This window comes from Citrobacter sp. Cpa228, assembly GCF_030333085.1.
GTDB lineage: Bacteria > Pseudomonadota > Gammaproteobacteria > Enterobacterales > Enterobacteriaceae > Citrobacter > Citrobacter pasteurii.
Genome location: NZ_JAOWGQ010000056.1, coordinates 163,842 through 179,152 on the forward strand (window position 1 = coordinate 163,842; position 15,311 = coordinate 179,152).

The window sequence follows — 15,311 nt, forward strand, 5'->3', positions numbered from 1 at the left end:
CAGGCGGCCCGCATGCAAACAGCACAACGGATCATTCAAAACTATCGCCGTAATCGCTTAATCGTCTGCACAATATGTGCACTACTGACGCTCATTCTCACATTAACGGTTCGATTTATTTCGGAGCGTAATATAAATCATCGTTACACTGTCACCTTTGCTAATCATGCCGTTGAGGCACTGGATGATGTGCTGCTCCCACTGCAGGTCGGGCGCGATATACTGCTCCCATTGATTGGTCTTCCCTGCTCTGTGGCGCGTTTACCTTTGAGCAAGCATGCTGCCAGGCTACAAACAGTGCGCTCTATCAGTCTGATTCAGGGGGGGATTCTTTATTGCTCCAGTATCTTTGGCTATCGCAATGTGCCTATCAGCCAAATTCAGCCTGAATTACCGAGCCGGGAGGCGCAACTGCTGTTGTCCACCGACCATTCACTGATTAAAGGTAGTCCCATTCTGACGCAGTGGTATCCGGCCTCCGCGGATGGCGAAAATGGGGTGCTGGAAATCGTCAACATTGATTTATTGTCGACCATGCTGCTGGAACCCCAGCCGCCGCAAATCACCAACGCCAGTTTAACCGTCGGTAACCGCCACCTGCTCTACGGACAAGGTGTTGTCGAGACCTTGCCTGCACTGAACGATGAAAAACGTTATCAGCTTTCATCGCAACATTTCCCCTTCACGATCAGCGTCACCGGCCCAGGCGCCAGTGAATTGGCGATAAAACATCTGCCGACACAACTGCCGCTGGCGGTGATCCTGAGCCTGTTGGTGGGATACCTTGCCTGGCTGGCAACCGCCAGCAGAATGAGTTTTTCCTGGGAGATCAATCTGGCTCTCGCGGCACACGAGTTCGAGTTGTTTTGTCAGCCACTGCTGAACGCGCAGACCCAGCAATGTATGGGTGTAGAAATTCTGTTGCGCTGGAACAACCCGCGTCAGGGCTGGATTTCGCCGGAAGTGTTTATTCCTATCGCCGAAGAGCACAACCTGATTATCCCTCTTACCCGTCATGTCATCGCAGAAACCATTCAGCAACGACACGTTTTTCCGATGAGTAGCCAGTTTCATATCGGTATCAATGTTGCAGCCAGCCATTTCCGCCACGGTACGCTGTTAAAAGATCTCAATCAGTACTGGTTCAGCCAGCATCCCATCCAGCAACTGGTTATTGAACTGACCGAACGCGATGCCTTACTGGATGTGGATTATCGGATCGTGCGCGAGTTGAATCGCCTCGGCGTTAAGCTGGCGATTGACGATTTTGGTACCGGAAACAGTTCGCTCTCCTGGCTGGAAAAATTGCGCCCGGATGTGCTGAAAATTGATAAATCATTTACTTCGGCGATCGGAACCGACGCCGTGAATTCAACCGTCACAGACATCATTATCGCGCTGGGAAAAAGGCTGAATATCGAACTGGTGGCTGAAGGCGTAGAAACGCAGGCACAGGCGCAGCATTTACGCCGTCATGGCGTACATATCTTGCAGGGTTTTTTGTATGCGAAGCCGATGCCGCTTCGTGATTTTCCCAAATGGCTGGCGGGCAGTACACCACCACCCGCCAGGCATAACGGGCACCATATCATGCCCATTATGCCGTTTCGCTAACCCCGTTTACTCGTTTTCGTCGTGAGCGGGTTGTTCTTTAACAATGCGAACTAAATCCACACGATAGTCATTGGCTTCGACAATCGTAATGCTCAGCGGTGCGACCTCAATAACATCACCTACACGTGGGATGTGACCGTTAGCCGCAATCACCAGCCCTGCTACGGTGGCGATGTCTTCGTCCTCATCCACCAGCGTATCCACGTCCAGCGCCTGTTGCAGCGCGTGCAGATCGGTTCCCCCTTTCACCAACCAACCGCCTGCATCAGCAATAATTTCAGGCGTTTCGTCGGCATCCGGGAATTCACCGGCGATCGCTTCTAATACGTCCAGAGGTGTTACCAGCCCCTGCACCACACCAAATTCGTTAGTGACGATGACAAAGCTACCGCGGGCACGACGCAGCACGCCTAACAGATTAATCGGATCCAGCGTTTCCGGGACGACAATGGCCGGCGAGGCAGAGGCAATGGCCGCCACATCCACACCGTCTTCCAGCGCCACCAGCAGCTCTTTAGCACGCACGATACCGATAATTTCGTCCAGTTCACCGCGACACACCGGGAACAGGCTATGTGGAGAAGAAAGCAACTGTTCGCGAATTTCCGCTACGCTCAGGTCGGCGTCGACCCAACTAATTTCACCACGAGGTGTCATGATGCCGCGTAATGAACGGGATGCCAGTGAGAGAACACCGTTGATCATATAGCGTTCTTCTTCCACAAACGCGCCTTCCGGGACCGGGACCGGCACCGGATTGTCGGATTCCATCTGCACGCTGGCCTGACGTTTACCCCCCATCAGACGCAGAATTGCATCCGCAGTACGCGCACGCAGCGGCAGAGTCGACTGGTGGCGAATAAAGTTCCGACGGGCAATCTGGTTAAACAGTTCGATAATAATTGAGAAGCCAATCGCGGCGTACAGATAACCTTTCGGAATATGGAAGCCAAACCCTTCGGCAACCAGGCTCAAACCGATCATCAGCAGGAAGCTCAGACAGAGCACCACCACCGTCGGATGTTGGTTCACAAATCGCGTCAGCGGCTTCGACGCCAGTAGCATCACCGCCATCGCAATAACCACCGCCGCCATCATCACCGGCAGATGGTTGACCATACCGACTGCAGTAATGACTGCATCCAGTGAGAACACCGCATCCAGGATAACAATCTGCGTCACCACGACCCAGAAACTCGCATAGCCTTTTGACTGCCCGGTCTCATGTTCACGGTTTTCCAGCCGCTCATGCAGCTCTGTCGTAGCCTTGAACAAGAGGAAGATACCCCCCAGCAGCATAATCAGATCTCGCCCGGAAAACGCGTAGTCCATGACCGTAAACAGCGGTTTTGTCAGCGTCACCATCCACGAAATAACAGACAGCAGTCCCAGACGCATAATCAGCGCCAGTGACAAACCAATGAGACGCGCTTTATCTCGCTGTTTCGGTGGCAGCTTATCGGCAAGAATTGCAATGAAGACTAGGTTATCGATACCCAGAACAATTTCGAGAACAACAAGCGTGAGCAAACCCACCCAAATCTGCGGGTCCATTAAGAGTTCCATGACAAGCTCCTGCTTAAGGAATGATCAAACTGCGCCCTGAACATCTCAGGCGTTAAAGCAATATGCAGATAAAGTTTGTGGCAAAAAGTGCCAAACTGACAGGCTTGATACGGCCTATAGGTGAAATGACGTCGGTGACGATCCATATGGTGGGCTACTGCCCTATACTCCTGAGTAATTAAACAGATGCTAAACATAACAGAGACAACTGGTTTTTAGCAAAGATTTACCTTCCTTTGCAATAAGTTGTTTCGGAGATATTTCACCCTTCGAAATTTCTTATGATCGGAAGTTAAATTACGGATCTTCATCACATAAAATATTTTTTTCGATATCTAAAATAATTCACGAAAATCATAGGTTTTTCTTTGTAACCCTTATCTGAATCGATTCGATTGCGGACGAGCGATTCAAAATGCATCTTCACGTTGATGTGTTAACGATAATAAAGGAGGTAGCAAGTGACCATTGCTATTGTAATAGGCACACATGGTTGGGCTGCAGAGCAGTTACTTAAAACAGCAGAGATGTTGTTAGGCGAGCAGGAAAACGTCGGCTGGATCGATTTCGTTCCAGGCGAAAATGCCGAAACGCTGATTGAAAAGTATAACGCTCAGTTGGCAAAACTGGATACCAGTAAAGGCGTGCTGTTTCTCGTTGACACATGGGGAGGCAGCCCGTTTAACGCTGCGAGCCGCATTGTCGTCGATAAAGAGCATTACGAAGTTATCGCAGGCGTAAACATTCCCATGCTGGTAGAAACCTTCATGGCGCGTGACGACAACCCCAGCTTCGATGAATTAGTCGCACTGGCGGTTGAAACGGGTAGCGAAGGCGTAAAAGCGCTGAAAGCAAAACCCGTTGAAAAAGCCGCACCTGCCCCCGTCGCAGCACCTAAGGCAGCGGCACCCGCGAAACCGATGGGCCCGAACGACTATATGCAGATCGGCCTCGCGCGTATCGATGACCGTTTAATCCACGGTCAGGTGGCGACCCGCTGGACCAAAGAAACCAATGTAACGCGCATTATTGTCGTCAGCGATGAAGTCGCTGCTGATACCGTGCGTAAGACGTTGCTGACTCAGGTCGCACCGCCAGGCGTTACCGCACACGTGGTTGATGTCGCGAAAATGATCCGCGTCTATAACAACCCGAAATACGCCGGTGAGCGTGTAATGCTGCTGTTCACCAACCCGACCGATGTAGAACGCATCGTTGAAGGTGGCGTAAAAATTACCTCTGTTAACATTGGCGGCATGGCATTCCGCCAGGGGAAAACGCAGGTAAACAACGCGATTTCGGTGGATGAAAAAGACATCGAAGCCTTCAAGAAACTCAACGAACGCGGTATTGAGCTCGAAGCCCGTAAGGTTTCTACCGATCAGAAACTGAAAATGATGGATTTGATTGCCAAGGCGAAATAACCACCTGGCATTTACTTAGTTTTCACACTTAAGTCTGTATAGCAATAGGAGAAGTACAATGGAGATTACCACTCTTCAGATTGTGCTGGTGTTCATCGTCGCATGTATCGCGGGTATGGAGTCGGTACTCGATGAATTTCAGTTCCACCGTCCATTGGTGGCCTGTACGCTGATTGGTGCCGTTCTCGGGGATATGAAAACCGGTATTATCATCGGTGGTACCCTGGAAATGATCGCTCTGGGCTGGATGAACATCGGTGCTGCGGTTGCACCAGATGCGGCACTGGCTTCCATTATCTCTACCGTTCTGGTTATCGCGGGTCACCAAAGTATCGGTGCAGGTATTGCGCTGGCTATACCGCTGGCAGCAGCAGGCCAGGTTCTGACCATTATCGTTCGCACCATCACCGTAGCATTCCAGCACGCGGCGGATAAGGCGGCCGAAAACGGCAACCTGACGGCGCTCTCCTGGCTGCACGTTTCCTCCCTGTTCCTGCAGGCTATGCGTATCGCTATCCCGGCGGTAATCGTGGCGATTTCTGTCGGTACCAGTGAAGTTCAGAGCATGCTGAACGCGATTCCGGAAGTCGTTACCGGCGGCCTGAATATTGCGGGTGGCATGATCGTCGTAGTGGGTTATGCGATGGTCATCAACATGATGCGCGCAGGCTACCTGATGCCATTCTTCTACCTTGGCTTCGTCACTGCAGCATTTACTAACTTCAACCTGGTTGCTCTGGGTGTGATTGGTGCCGTAATGGCCATCCTCTACATTCAGCTGAGCCCGAAATATAACCGCGTAGCCGGTGCGCCAGTGCAGGCGGCGGGTAACAACGATCTTGATAACGAACTGGACTAGCAGGTGAGCGAAATGGTTGATATGACTAAAACTACCACCGAGAAAAAACTCACTCCGAGTGACATTCGTGGCGTGTTCATTCGTTCTAACCTGTTTCAGGGTTCATGGAACTTCGAACGTATGCAGGCGCTGGGTTTCTGTTTCTCCATGGTGCCGGCAATCCGCCGCTTGTACCCGGAAAACAACGACGCACGTAAGCAAGCTATTAAGCGTCACCTGGAATTCTTTAACACTCATCCTTATGTCGCGGCTCCCGTACTGGGCGTTACGCTGGCGATGGAAGAACAGCGTGCGAACGGCGCAGAGATTGACGATGGTGCTATCAACGGTATCAAAGTTGGTCTGATGGGCCCGCTGGCAGGCGTGGGCGACCCGATTTTCTGGGGTACCGTACGTCCGGTATTCGCCGCGCTTGGTGCAGGTATCGCGATGAGCGGCAGCCTGCTTGGGCCTTTGCTGTTCTTCATCCTGTTTAACCTGGTTCGTCTGGCAACCCGTTATTACGGCGTGGCATACGGCTACCGTAAAGGTGTCGATATCGTTAAAGATATGGGCGGCGGCTTCCTGCAGAAACTGACTGAGGGGGCGTCAATCCTCGGCCTGTTTGTCATGGGGGCATTGGTTAACAAGTGGACGCACGTCAACATCCCGCTGGTGGTTTCCACCATCACGGGTCAGGATGGCCAAACGCGCGTGACCACTGTGCAGACAATCCTTGATCAGCTGATGCCTGGCCTGGTTCCTCTGCTGCTGACCTTCGCCTGTATGTGGCTTCTGCGTAAGAAAGTGAACCCACTGTGGATCATCGTTGGCTTCTTCGTCATCGGTATCGCGGGCTACGCTGTCGGCCTGCTCGGCCTGTAAGACTGTTGTACATCACCGGGGGCTTGCCCCCGGTTTTTCTATTTAGAGGGTTGAGGATTCATGACTATCACGGACCTGGTGCTGGTTCTATTTATCTTTTCGCTGCTGGCGTATGCCATTTACGATCAGTTCATCATGCCCCGCCGTAATGGCCCCACTCTGCTTACTGTTGCCCTGCTTCCACGCAGTCGAGTCGACAGCGTTATCTTCATCGGTTTGATTGTTATTCTGATCTACAACAACATCACCAGCCACGGAGCACAATTCACCACATGGTTATTATGTGCACTGGTGTTAATGGGGTTGTATCTGTTCTGGATCCGTACGCCCAAAATTATTTTCAAACAAAAAGGTTTTTTCTTCGCTAATGTCTGGATTGAATATGACCGGATTAAAGAGATGAATTTATCAGAAGATGGTGTGCTGGTGATGCAATTAGAGCAGAGACGATTGCTTATTCGCGTACGAAATATAGACGACCTGGAGAAGATATATAAACTTCTCATTTCAAACCAATAAGTTACAAATATAGCCTGAACTATGTTTTTTATATCTCAGTGAAAAATAAACATAGCTAAGGCTATATTACCCCGCCCATATGTTATTTAATTTAACGTTTTATCTATAAATAAATCTAAATGAAAATTGTTTTCATTTAGAAGTCAAATAATATTTCTGCGTTTCTTGTTTTATATTCCAAAAATATGTTAAGGTTGCGCCCGTCGTTGGGGAGTAGCCGATTTCCAGACTCCGGAAATGTACGTGTCAACATACTCGTTGAAAAACGTGGCACGTACGGACTGAACATCACGTTTCGTCAGGCGAGACCATAGACACATCAACTGCAATGCATATTTGAATGGCTCTGTATAGACAGTGGGTCCGCTCAGTGTGCATGGTTACTGGGGGCAGTGATGTGTTTTATGGATTACCCCGGTCAGGACGCTGTTATGAATATCACCGCAACTGTTCTTCTCGCTTTCGGCATGTCGATGGATGCTTTCGCGGCATCAATTGGCAAAGGCGCCACCTTACATAAACCTAAATTCTCTGAAGCGCTGCGAACCGGCCTTATCTTTGGCGCAGTCGAGACCCTTACGCCACTGATTGGCTGGGGAATGGGCATGCTTGCCAGCAAATTCGTGCTGGAGTGGAACCACTGGATCGCCTTCATTTTACTGATCTTTTTAGGCGGCCGAATGATAATCGAAGGCTTTCGTGCCAACGACGATGAAGATGAAGAGCCGCAGCGCCGCCACGGTTTCTGGCTGCTGGTCACCACAGCCATTGCGACCAGTCTCGACGCGATGGCCGTCGGGGTGGGTCTGGCCTTCCTGCAGGTCAACATTATTGCCACTGCGCTGGCCATTGGCTGCGCCACGTTGATTATGTCCACGCTTGGCATGATGATCGGTCGCTTTATTGGCCCGATGTTGGGCAAGCGAGCTGAAATTCTGGGTGGGATAGTCCTGATTGGTATCGGCGCCCAGATCCTCTGGGCACACTTCCACGGTTAATTCAGGCGCTGCCAGATATGAATACTAAAGTCAGTCTGGCAGTCAAACTTCGTTTTCCTCGCTAACGTTTCCCACACTTCCGGCTTTGCCCGCCAGGCAAACGGCGTCATTTGCAATAACGCAACGGCCTCGCTACCCTTAAGCTGCATCTGATACCCCAGCGCAATACTCTGTTGCAGAACAAAACCGTCCAGTTGCTCTGTGTGTGGCGCATGTAAACGCACCTCATCATAAATCAGCCCTTTCAGCTCCATCAAATGACGCGGACCCGGCGTGGCGGTGATTACCCAACCGCCCGGTTTAACCACACGAGCCAGCTCTTGCGCTTTGCAGGGTGCGTAGATCCTGATAATGGCGTCCATTGACGCATCGGCAAACGGCAGACGATGGCTGGAAGCAACGCAAAAGGTCACCTGCGGATAGCGTCGAGCCGCGGCTTTAATTGCCACTTTGGAGACATCAAGACCAAAGGTTGTACAACCCGCTATCGCATCCGCGAAAGCGTGGGTGTAGTACCCTTCCCCACAGCCGATATCCAGAATCGACGCATCACTTGTTCCCAGCGTCTCGCTGAGCGCATTCACAATCGCATCGCGCAGCGGTTGATAGTGCCCGGCATCCAGAAATGCCCGGCGAGCCTGCATCATTTCCGCACTGTCACCCGGATCGCGCGACCGCTTATGCTGAACCGGCATCAGGTTGACATATCCCTCTTTCGCCACGTCAAACTGATGCCGTCCGGGGCACACAAAACTGTTATTCGCTTGAGTAAGAGGCAGATGACAAAGGGGACAGGAAAACGACATGACAACTCCGGCTGGTGATTTAAGGGCGCAAGTGTAACGCGATTCGCGCCCCGCGAAAATAACTTACAGCGACGGCGAGGCCAGGCTACTGCCGTGCATCACCAGTAGATGGTCAGAATCGGCTGGCATCCCGTCGGGTTTCACATTTTCCAGACGCAGGACATCACCCATGATCTGGCTGAAGACCGGCGCGGAAACGGCTCCCCCATAGTAAGCGCCGTTTTGTGGATTATTTATCACCACGACCAACGCGAATTTCGGCTCACTGGCAGGGGCAACCCCTGCCGTATAAGCCACGTATTTATCGACGTACTTACCGTCATCGCCTATTTTTTTTGCCGTCCCGGTTTTCACCGCAACACGATAATCCCTCACCGCAGCCTTGGTCCCACCGCCGCCGGGTAACGCAACGCTCTCCATCATATGTTCAACCTGATGCACTAGCGTCTCTGGCATTACGCGGGTTCCTATAACCGGTGGGTCGATACGTGTAATGGAAAGCGGTCGGTAGATGCCAAAACTGCCGATAGTGGCATAGACATGTGCCAACTGGAGCGGTGTCACCATTAACCCGTAACCGAATGCAAAGGTCGCACGATCCAAATCGCTCCAGTAACGTCGCTGAGGCATTAAGCCGCGACTTTCTCCAGTGAGACCTAAGCCGGTTGGATCGCCAAAGCCAAAGCTTTTATAGGTATCCAGCAGTTTCTGTACCGGCATTGCCAGCGAAAGGTGCGACACACCGGTATCGCTCGATTTCTGCAAAATACCGGTAAGCGATAGCTCCGGGTAAAATCCGACGTCGCGGATGCGATGTCCATCAACGTTAAAAGGATGAGTGTCAATCACGCTGTCCGGCTGCACTATTCCTTGCTGCAGAGCGGTCATGATCACTAATGGTTTGACGGTTGAGCCAGGTTCAAAGGTGTCGCTAATTGCACGGTTGCGGAAATCATCCAGTACCGCGCCTTCGCGGTTATTAGGGTTAAAATCGGGAAAACTCGCCATCGACAGGATTTCACCGGTGGCAATACTTACCAGCACCGCCGCACCAGAATCCGCTTTATTCCATGTCACGGCATTGTCCAGCGCATCTTCAGTCACCGTCTGCAAACGCTCATCAATACTGAGTTGCAATTCGTGCGCGGGGACTGGCATCACTTCCGTGATATTTTCAATCACATGCCCGAACTTGTCTTTGCGCACAAGGCGAGAACCGGGTTTACCCATCAACTGACTGTTGAAACTTTTCTCCAGGCCTTCAATACCTTGTCCATCAATGTTCGTAAAGCCGATAAGATTCGCCGCCACATGACCTGCGGGATAGAAACGGCGGGATTCTTCGCGCAGATTGATCCCCGGGAGATTAAGATCATCGACCCACTGCGCCTGCTGAGGAGAGATCTGGCGCGCCAGATAGATAAAGCGGCTAGCTGGATTGCTGTTAACGCGTTCAGCCAGCGTGCTGAGTGAAATATGCAGGGTCTTCGCCAATGCCTGCCAGCGTTCGTTATAGCCAACGCCACCTTTGCTGACAATCGTCTTCGGATCGGCCCAAACTGCATTCACCGGCACGCTTACTGCGAGAGGACGACCTTCTCTGTCGGTAATCATCCCACGCGGTGAGGCGATTGTGACTTCACGTAACGAACGCATATCCTCCTGCTTGACCAGACTCGTAGGGGTGACGATTTGTAACCACGCAACCCGACCAAGCAACAATCCCAGACTCAACAGAATTGCCACACAAAGCAGGGCAAAACGTACGGGAGTAAAATTGCGTGCATCGCCGACGTTTTTCTTTTTCACCGGGGCTCCTGCAAGATAGTTTTTCAGGTGACTGATTTAACGGGAATTGCCGGGAGAAAGCGGGGAAAACAATGCTACGAACATCACGCCTTTGCAACAAAGCGCTAATGGAGAGGCATTCAGAAATATTTTGACGTAATTTGAATTAAAAAGCCCCGCATAAGCGAGGCTTTATATCTGAATTGGTTGCGCTTGAGCGCTTCAAATCAGTGGTATCGATCAGATAGCTGTTACGTTAACAGCAGCCGGACCTTTCTGGCCGTCCTGAATTTCGAACTCAACGTTCTGGCCTTCAGCCAGAGTTTTGAAGCCGTTACCCTGGATAGCGGAGAAGTGTACGAACACGTCTTTGCTGCCATCAGCCGGAGTAATGAAACCAAAACCTTTAGACTCGTTGAACCACTTAACTTGACCTTTAATCTTTGCCATTTGCAAAATTCCTTAGAGTATTTTCTTCGCCCGCAGGCATAACATAGATAAAACTGAGACATTACTGCTTGAGGCACTAATATAAGGTTCGGCAGAGAAGCGGTATTCAACGTCAACGTGTTTACTCAGGACTTCTTTACTGAAAATGCCACACATAAACAGAACTGTACCTCGTTTAACCCAAACCGTGTTATCACATACAACGTTAATAATGGCAAGCCATTTTTAAACGTGTCTCGATCGGTCGCACAAATCCCGCAGTTCATCAAACAACAACTGCACAGTTATGCGCCAGGCCGAGTAGAGATATATTCTCGCCTCTCTCCCCTTGCCCCGGCAGGCCTGCGCCGTAGCAGGGACTTTTCTACCATAGCTCATCAGGTTCAACTGTTCCAGATTATCTGTCACAGCCTCTGCCAGATATCATTTTTTATGCTTAGTAATGCATAAAAAATCACAAGCTTAAAAATGAGATCGGCATTCTGGTTTTGCACTAAAATAATGAAAGAATGATGACAATGCACAAAAAAAAGGAAGAGAAACGTTTCGCTGATAATAAAACGATCGGCATCACAAAAATGACACAATCATATTATTAATCTATGGATAATTATATTTGTGTCAAACCAGAGATAAGATATTAATTGGTCAGAGCATCAGGAAGAACACAGGTTCGGCGTGTGCCGACGCAGTAATTGCCGGATTGTTGCAGAAGAAAATAATCTGATATCGTTGACGACAGGATGAGGATGAAGCATCTGAGAATAGCAGCTACAAACTCTCACCCTGTCTTTCTGTTTACTACCGTTCGGCTACCAGACGAATGATGTCATCATCTTCATCCTGAGTTTGCACCGCGGCTGGCTCTTCTGCTTTTTCCGGCTCGTTAGCTTCACAAAGACGGCGGAGCAATGCGCTCTGTCGTTTTTGTTGATCCAACAACGCCTCAAGCAGTTCAATCTGCTCGTTAGTACGCGAACTTGCCCGATTGATGAAAAACCACAATACAAGCCCGATTACCAGAACCACCACCGATACCACTAAAGACGCAAAACTCAACGCGCCAGAATTCAAAACTTCGTTCATTTCACCACCTCAATGTAGACAGCATAGTTTACCACTGCCGCACAAGAAGGTAATCAACTGTTACTGAAATGCGCTTACCAGGGAATAAATTTATTGATGGCGCAAATTCCGCTGAAAAATTGTACGTCCTGATCGCACATGATGTTGAACACCTGCGCCCACATCAGTATGCATACCAGCACGACAACGATCAGGACCACCCATCGAAATTTTTTCACTCCAACTCCACTCTCCGAATCTACAGCTTATGTTGATAAATTATCATGAGTTACCTAAACCCTAAGTTAACTGTAACGGCATTAAATGTTTTTAGGAATGATTCACTTGTTTCATCCCATGTACAGGCTAATCTAATAATAACGAGAAAAGATAAGAGGTTGTAATGCGTCTGATTATCCGCGCTATTGTGTTGCTCGCTCTGATTTGGATCGGTTTATTACTGAGTGGCTACGGCGTTTTGATAGGAAGTAAGGAGACTGCGGCTGGCCTGGGCCTGCAATGTCAATATCTGATCGCACGCGGGACCAGCACCGCGCAATACGTCCATACCAACAGCGGCATCATTGGCCTGTCAGATTGTCCCCTGTTGAGGAAAAGCACCGTCGTTATCGATAACGGTTAATACAGCAGCAAAAAATCAGTACGTTATTTGCTCCGGCGACGACGACAGATCGTAAAAAACCCGATACGCCGTATCGGGTTTTTTGTGTATCGCAACGCGTCAAAATCAGAAAGGGTAATCGTTATAACCCATTTGTTCTGAAATCTTACGCGCTGCGGTGTGCAGCATTTCGACATATTCGTGCAAACGTTCTTCAGAAAAACGCAGCGTCGGGAATGAGATGCTCAGACCCGCAATGACCACGCCGAAACGATCAAATACCGGTACCCCGATACAGCGCAGTCCTTCTTCCTGCTCTTCGTTGTCTTCGCCATAGCCCTGCTCACGGACTTTATTCAGTAATACCAGCAACTCATCGGTGTTAGTGATTGTCCGATCTGTACTGCGCTTGTACTCAATACCATCCAGAATTTGCTTCACTTCATCGCGGTCGCGCCATGCCAGCAGCACTTTACCAATGGCGGTGCTGTACAGCGGATTACGACGACCTACGCGAGAATACATGCGCAGATTGTACATCGAGTCGATTTTATGGATGTAGACAATACTGTCTTCATCCAGCGCACCGAGATGTACTGTCTCTTTGGTCAGGCGCGAAAGTTCGCGCATCTGAATGTCAGCGCTACGGATAAGATCAACGTTTTGCAACGCGCGCGCGCCCAGCTCGAATAATTTCAGTGTCAGAGAGTATTTCTCAGACTCGCCTTCTTGTGCCACATAACCCAGCGTTTTCATGGTCTGCAAAAAGCGATAAACGGTACTTTTTGACATCATGACGCGTTGTGACAATTCGGTAATACCAATTTCGCGCTCTTCACCCAGCGCCTGCAGGATGCCAAAAACCTTCAGCACGGAAGATACAGAATCGGGTTGTTTATCCAGATCTGCGATAGCCATTTACCACCTCATTGCGAGTGTTTTATAAAAATCAGAACCGGTTTTTATTATAATTTCACGTACCAGCCGTCGCAATCTGTCTTTGCTCACTTAGTTACAAATCTGCGACCTAACGCCTGAATATCAATGCTAAAATTATTATTCTCATCATAATTTCCGACAATATTGACTTCCTATGGATAAGTTCCAGGCCGATGGCCTGCCATTGCCCCAGCGATACGGTGCAATTTTAACCATTGTTATTGGCATCTCAATGGCAGTACTGGACGGCGCAATTGCTAACGTTGCCCTGCCGACGATTGCCACCGATCTTCAGGCCTCCGCGGCCAGCTCAATCTGGATCGTTAACGCCTACCAAATCTCGATTGTCGTATCACTCCTGTCACTCTCATTTTTGGGTGATATGTTTGGCTACCGACGCATATACAAGTGCGGACTGGTGGTATTTCTGCTCGCATCACTTTTCTGTGCCCTCTCCGATTCGCTGCACATGCTAACACTGGCGCGTGTGGCTCAGGGTTTCGGCGGAGCGGCATTGATGAGCGTGAATACAGCACTCATTCGCCTGATTTATCCGCAGCGTCAGCTTGGACGGGGCATGGGGATCAACTCCTTTATCGTGGCGGTTTCCTCAGCAGCAGGCCCGACTATTGCGGCAGCGATCCTCTCAGTTGCCTCATGGAAATGGTTGTTTCTAATTAACGTCCCACTGGGTATTATCGCGTTGCTGCTGGCCATGCGCTTCCTGCCACCTAATACACCGCGTAGCAATAAGCCGCGTTTTGATCTGCCTGGCGCGGTGATGAATGCGCTAACGTTTGGCTTGCTAATCACCGCACTTAGCGGTTTTGCACAAGGGCAATCGCTTAAGTTAATTGGTGCTGAGCTCGTCGGGCTCATCGTGGTAGGTTTCTTCTTTATCCGCCGTCAGCTCGCGCTACCAGTACCGTTATTACCGGTTGACCTGCTGCGTATTCCGTTGTTTTCACTCTCGATTTGTACGTCAATCTGTTCATTTAGCGCACAAATGCTGGCGATGGTTTCCCTGCCCTTCTTTCTACAAACCGTACTCGGTCGTAGCGAAGTAGAAACGGGCCTGCTATTGACCCCATGGCCGCTGGCAACCATGGTGATGGCGCCACTGGCAGGTTATCTCATTGAACGCGTCCACGCCGGGCTTTTAGGCGCTTTGGGAATGATGGTGATGGCGTGTGGATTATTTTCACTGGTGTTGCTGCCATCCGCGCCGTCGGATTTCAATATCATCTGGCCGATGATGCTGTGCGGCGCGGGTTTTGGCTTGTTCCAGTCACCGAACAACCACACTATCATCACCTCCGCGCCGCGTGAGCGCAGCGGTGGGGCGAGCGGTATGCTGGGAACGGCGCGCTTGTTAGGGCAAAGTACCGGCGCGGCACTGGTGGCATTAATGCTCAATCAGTTTGGCGATAACGGAACGCATATATCACTGATAACAGCGGGGGTACTGGCAGCGGTAGCGATGATTATCAGTGGGCTGCGGATAACCCAGCCACGCGCATAAGCGCCAGGCACGGCAGAGCTCGCCGGGCCTGGCGTCATTTATTATTCGCGTAACGGTTCCGATGTCACCACTCCGGTTGGTACATAGGATTGGACGGATCGTCAGTATCGCCCATAATACAATCAGAAAAAAAATCTAAACTAAATCCTGAAGTGGCTAACTGCATCAATTTACGCTGCTCAGCCGTCAAATTCGCTGTTGGATCGAGTTCTTCTGCTGAAGCAGCATCTTCTGCGGAAACTGGCGTTGTGCTGATGGTCATATCGCCCATGACA

At 50.3% G+C, this 15,311-nt stretch carries 18 protein-coding genes and 1 riboswitch; of the genes, 8 read left to right on the forward strand and 10 right to left on the reverse strand.

Translation table 11 applies throughout. The annotated features are described in order from the left end of the window. The first annotated feature begins 12 nt into the window (after positions 1–12). Positions 13–1,614 (forward strand): cyclic di-3',5'-guanosine monophosphate phosphodiesterase PdeD, encoded by a 1,602-nt coding sequence (gene pdeD, locus OGX91_RS22605; RefSeq protein WP_005122179.1) that lies wholly within the window; start codon positions 13–15, stop codon positions 1,612–1,614. Positions 1,615–1,620: 6 nt separating this feature from the next. Here pdeD and yoaE read toward each other — a convergent pair whose 3' ends face one another. Then, a complete protein-coding gene (gene yoaE / locus OGX91_RS22610; RefSeq protein WP_040232342.1) occupies positions 1,621–3,180 on the reverse strand; it encodes a CNNM family cation transport protein YoaE in 1,560 nt (519 codons plus the stop codon). After that, a complete protein-coding gene (locus tag OGX91_RS24250) occupies positions 3,168–3,377 on the reverse strand; it encodes a protein YoaL (protein WP_423753058.1) in 210 nt (69 codons plus the stop codon). Before OGX91_RS24250 ends, yoaE begins: the two co-directional genes overlap by 13 nt. Positions 3,378–3,641: 264 nt before the next feature. Between OGX91_RS24250 and manX the strand changes: the two genes are divergently transcribed. The 5 genes from manX (at position 3,642) to mntP (ending at position 7,844) form a co-directional block, all read left to right on the forward strand. Then, a complete protein-coding gene (gene manX, locus OGX91_RS22615) occupies positions 3,642–4,604 on the forward strand; it encodes a PTS mannose transporter subunit IIAB (protein ID WP_005122176.1) in 963 nt (320 codons plus the stop codon). Positions 4,605–4,662: 58 nt separating this feature from the next. Continuing rightward, positions 4,663–5,463: a PTS mannose/fructose/sorbose transporter subunit IIC gene (locus OGX91_RS22620; RefSeq protein WP_005122174.1), complete on the forward strand. Its 801-nt coding sequence runs from the start codon at positions 4,663–4,665 to the stop codon at positions 5,461–5,463. A 12-nt stretch (positions 5,464–5,475) separates the two neighbouring features. Continuing rightward, on the forward strand, positions 5,476–6,327 hold the full coding sequence (locus OGX91_RS22625) for a PTS mannose transporter subunit IID (protein ID WP_003833769.1): 852 nt from the start codon (positions 5,476–5,478) through the stop codon (positions 6,325–6,327). A gap of 60 nt (positions 6,328–6,387) precedes the next feature. After that, a complete protein-coding gene (locus OGX91_RS22630; protein ID WP_005122172.1) occupies positions 6,388–6,846 on the forward strand; it encodes a DUF986 family protein in 459 nt (152 codons plus the stop codon). Between the two features lie 196 nt (positions 6,847–7,042). Next, a riboswitch (yybP-ykoY riboswitch) is annotated at positions 7,043–7,143 on the forward strand. Positions 7,144–7,277: 134 nt separating this feature from the next. Further along, on the forward strand, positions 7,278–7,844 hold the full coding sequence (gene mntP, locus OGX91_RS22635; RefSeq protein WP_286627349.1) for a manganese efflux pump MntP: 567 nt from the start codon (positions 7,278–7,280) through the stop codon (positions 7,842–7,844). On the opposite strand, the gene rlmA is transcribed toward mntP, so the two are convergent. From rlmA to mgrB, 6 genes are all read right to left on the reverse strand, one after another. Beyond that, positions 7,841–8,650, reverse strand: a complete 810-nt coding sequence (gene rlmA / locus OGX91_RS22640) for a 23S rRNA (guanine(745)-N(1))-methyltransferase (RefSeq protein WP_286627350.1) — start codon at positions 8,648–8,650, stop codon at positions 7,841–7,843. The genes mntP and rlmA overlap by 4 nt on opposite strands. Positions 8,651–8,713: 63 nt before the next feature. Then, positions 8,714–10,459: a peptidoglycan DD-transpeptidase FtsI2/PBP3(PARA) gene (gene ftsI2, locus OGX91_RS22645; RefSeq protein ID WP_286627351.1), complete on the reverse strand. Its 1,746-nt coding sequence runs from the start codon at positions 10,457–10,459 to the stop codon at positions 8,714–8,716. Between the two features lie 219 nt (positions 10,460–10,678). Further along, entirely contained in the window at positions 10,679–10,888 is a 210-nt protein-coding gene (gene cspE, locus OGX91_RS22650) for a transcription antiterminator/RNA stability regulator CspE (protein WP_001062678.1), read from the reverse strand. A 12-nt stretch (positions 10,889–10,900) separates the two neighbouring features. After that, positions 10,901–11,044, reverse strand: coding sequence for a DUF2627 domain-containing protein (locus OGX91_RS22655; RefSeq protein WP_003034983.1), 144 nt, complete (start codon positions 11,042–11,044; stop codon positions 10,901–10,903). Between the two features lie 645 nt (positions 11,045–11,689). Beyond that, positions 11,690–11,974, reverse strand: coding sequence for a YebO family protein (locus OGX91_RS22660; RefSeq protein ID WP_005120194.1), 285 nt, complete (start codon positions 11,972–11,974; stop codon positions 11,690–11,692). Positions 11,975–12,048: 74 nt separating this feature from the next. Further along, positions 12,049–12,192 carry a PhoP/PhoQ regulatory lipoprotein MgrB gene (gene mgrB / locus OGX91_RS22665; RefSeq protein ID WP_040232348.1) on the reverse strand — a complete coding sequence of 48 codons (144 nt, stop codon included), beginning with the start codon at positions 12,190–12,192 and terminating at the stop codon, positions 12,049–12,051. Positions 12,193–12,356: 164 nt separating this feature from the next. On the opposite strand from mgrB, the gene OGX91_RS22670 reads away from it, so the two are divergent. Then, the gene (locus OGX91_RS22670) at positions 12,357–12,596 is read left to right on the forward strand and encodes a YobH family protein (RefSeq protein WP_286627352.1); all 240 of its coding nucleotides are present in this window, start codon (positions 12,357–12,359) and stop codon (positions 12,594–12,596) included. Between the two features lie 105 nt (positions 12,597–12,701). Here the strand turns inward: OGX91_RS22670 and kdgR are convergent, their stop codons facing one another. After that, positions 12,702–13,493 carry a DNA-binding transcriptional regulator KdgR gene (gene kdgR, locus OGX91_RS22675; protein WP_286627353.1) on the reverse strand — a complete coding sequence of 264 codons (792 nt, stop codon included), beginning with the start codon at positions 13,491–13,493 and terminating at the stop codon, positions 12,702–12,704. Positions 13,494–13,668: 175 nt separating this feature from the next. On the opposite strand from kdgR, the gene OGX91_RS22680 reads away from it, so the two are divergent. Beyond that, the gene (locus OGX91_RS22680) at positions 13,669–15,036 is read left to right on the forward strand and encodes an MFS transporter (protein ID WP_286627354.1); all 1,368 of its coding nucleotides are present in this window, start codon (positions 13,669–13,671) and stop codon (positions 15,034–15,036) included. A 64-nt stretch (positions 15,037–15,100) separates the two neighbouring features. Here the strand turns inward: OGX91_RS22680 and OGX91_RS22685 are convergent, their stop codons facing one another. Then, a complete protein-coding gene (locus OGX91_RS22685; RefSeq protein WP_286627355.1) occupies positions 15,101–15,307 on the reverse strand; it encodes a hypothetical protein in 207 nt (68 codons plus the stop codon). Positions 15,308–15,311 lie beyond the last annotated feature (4 nt).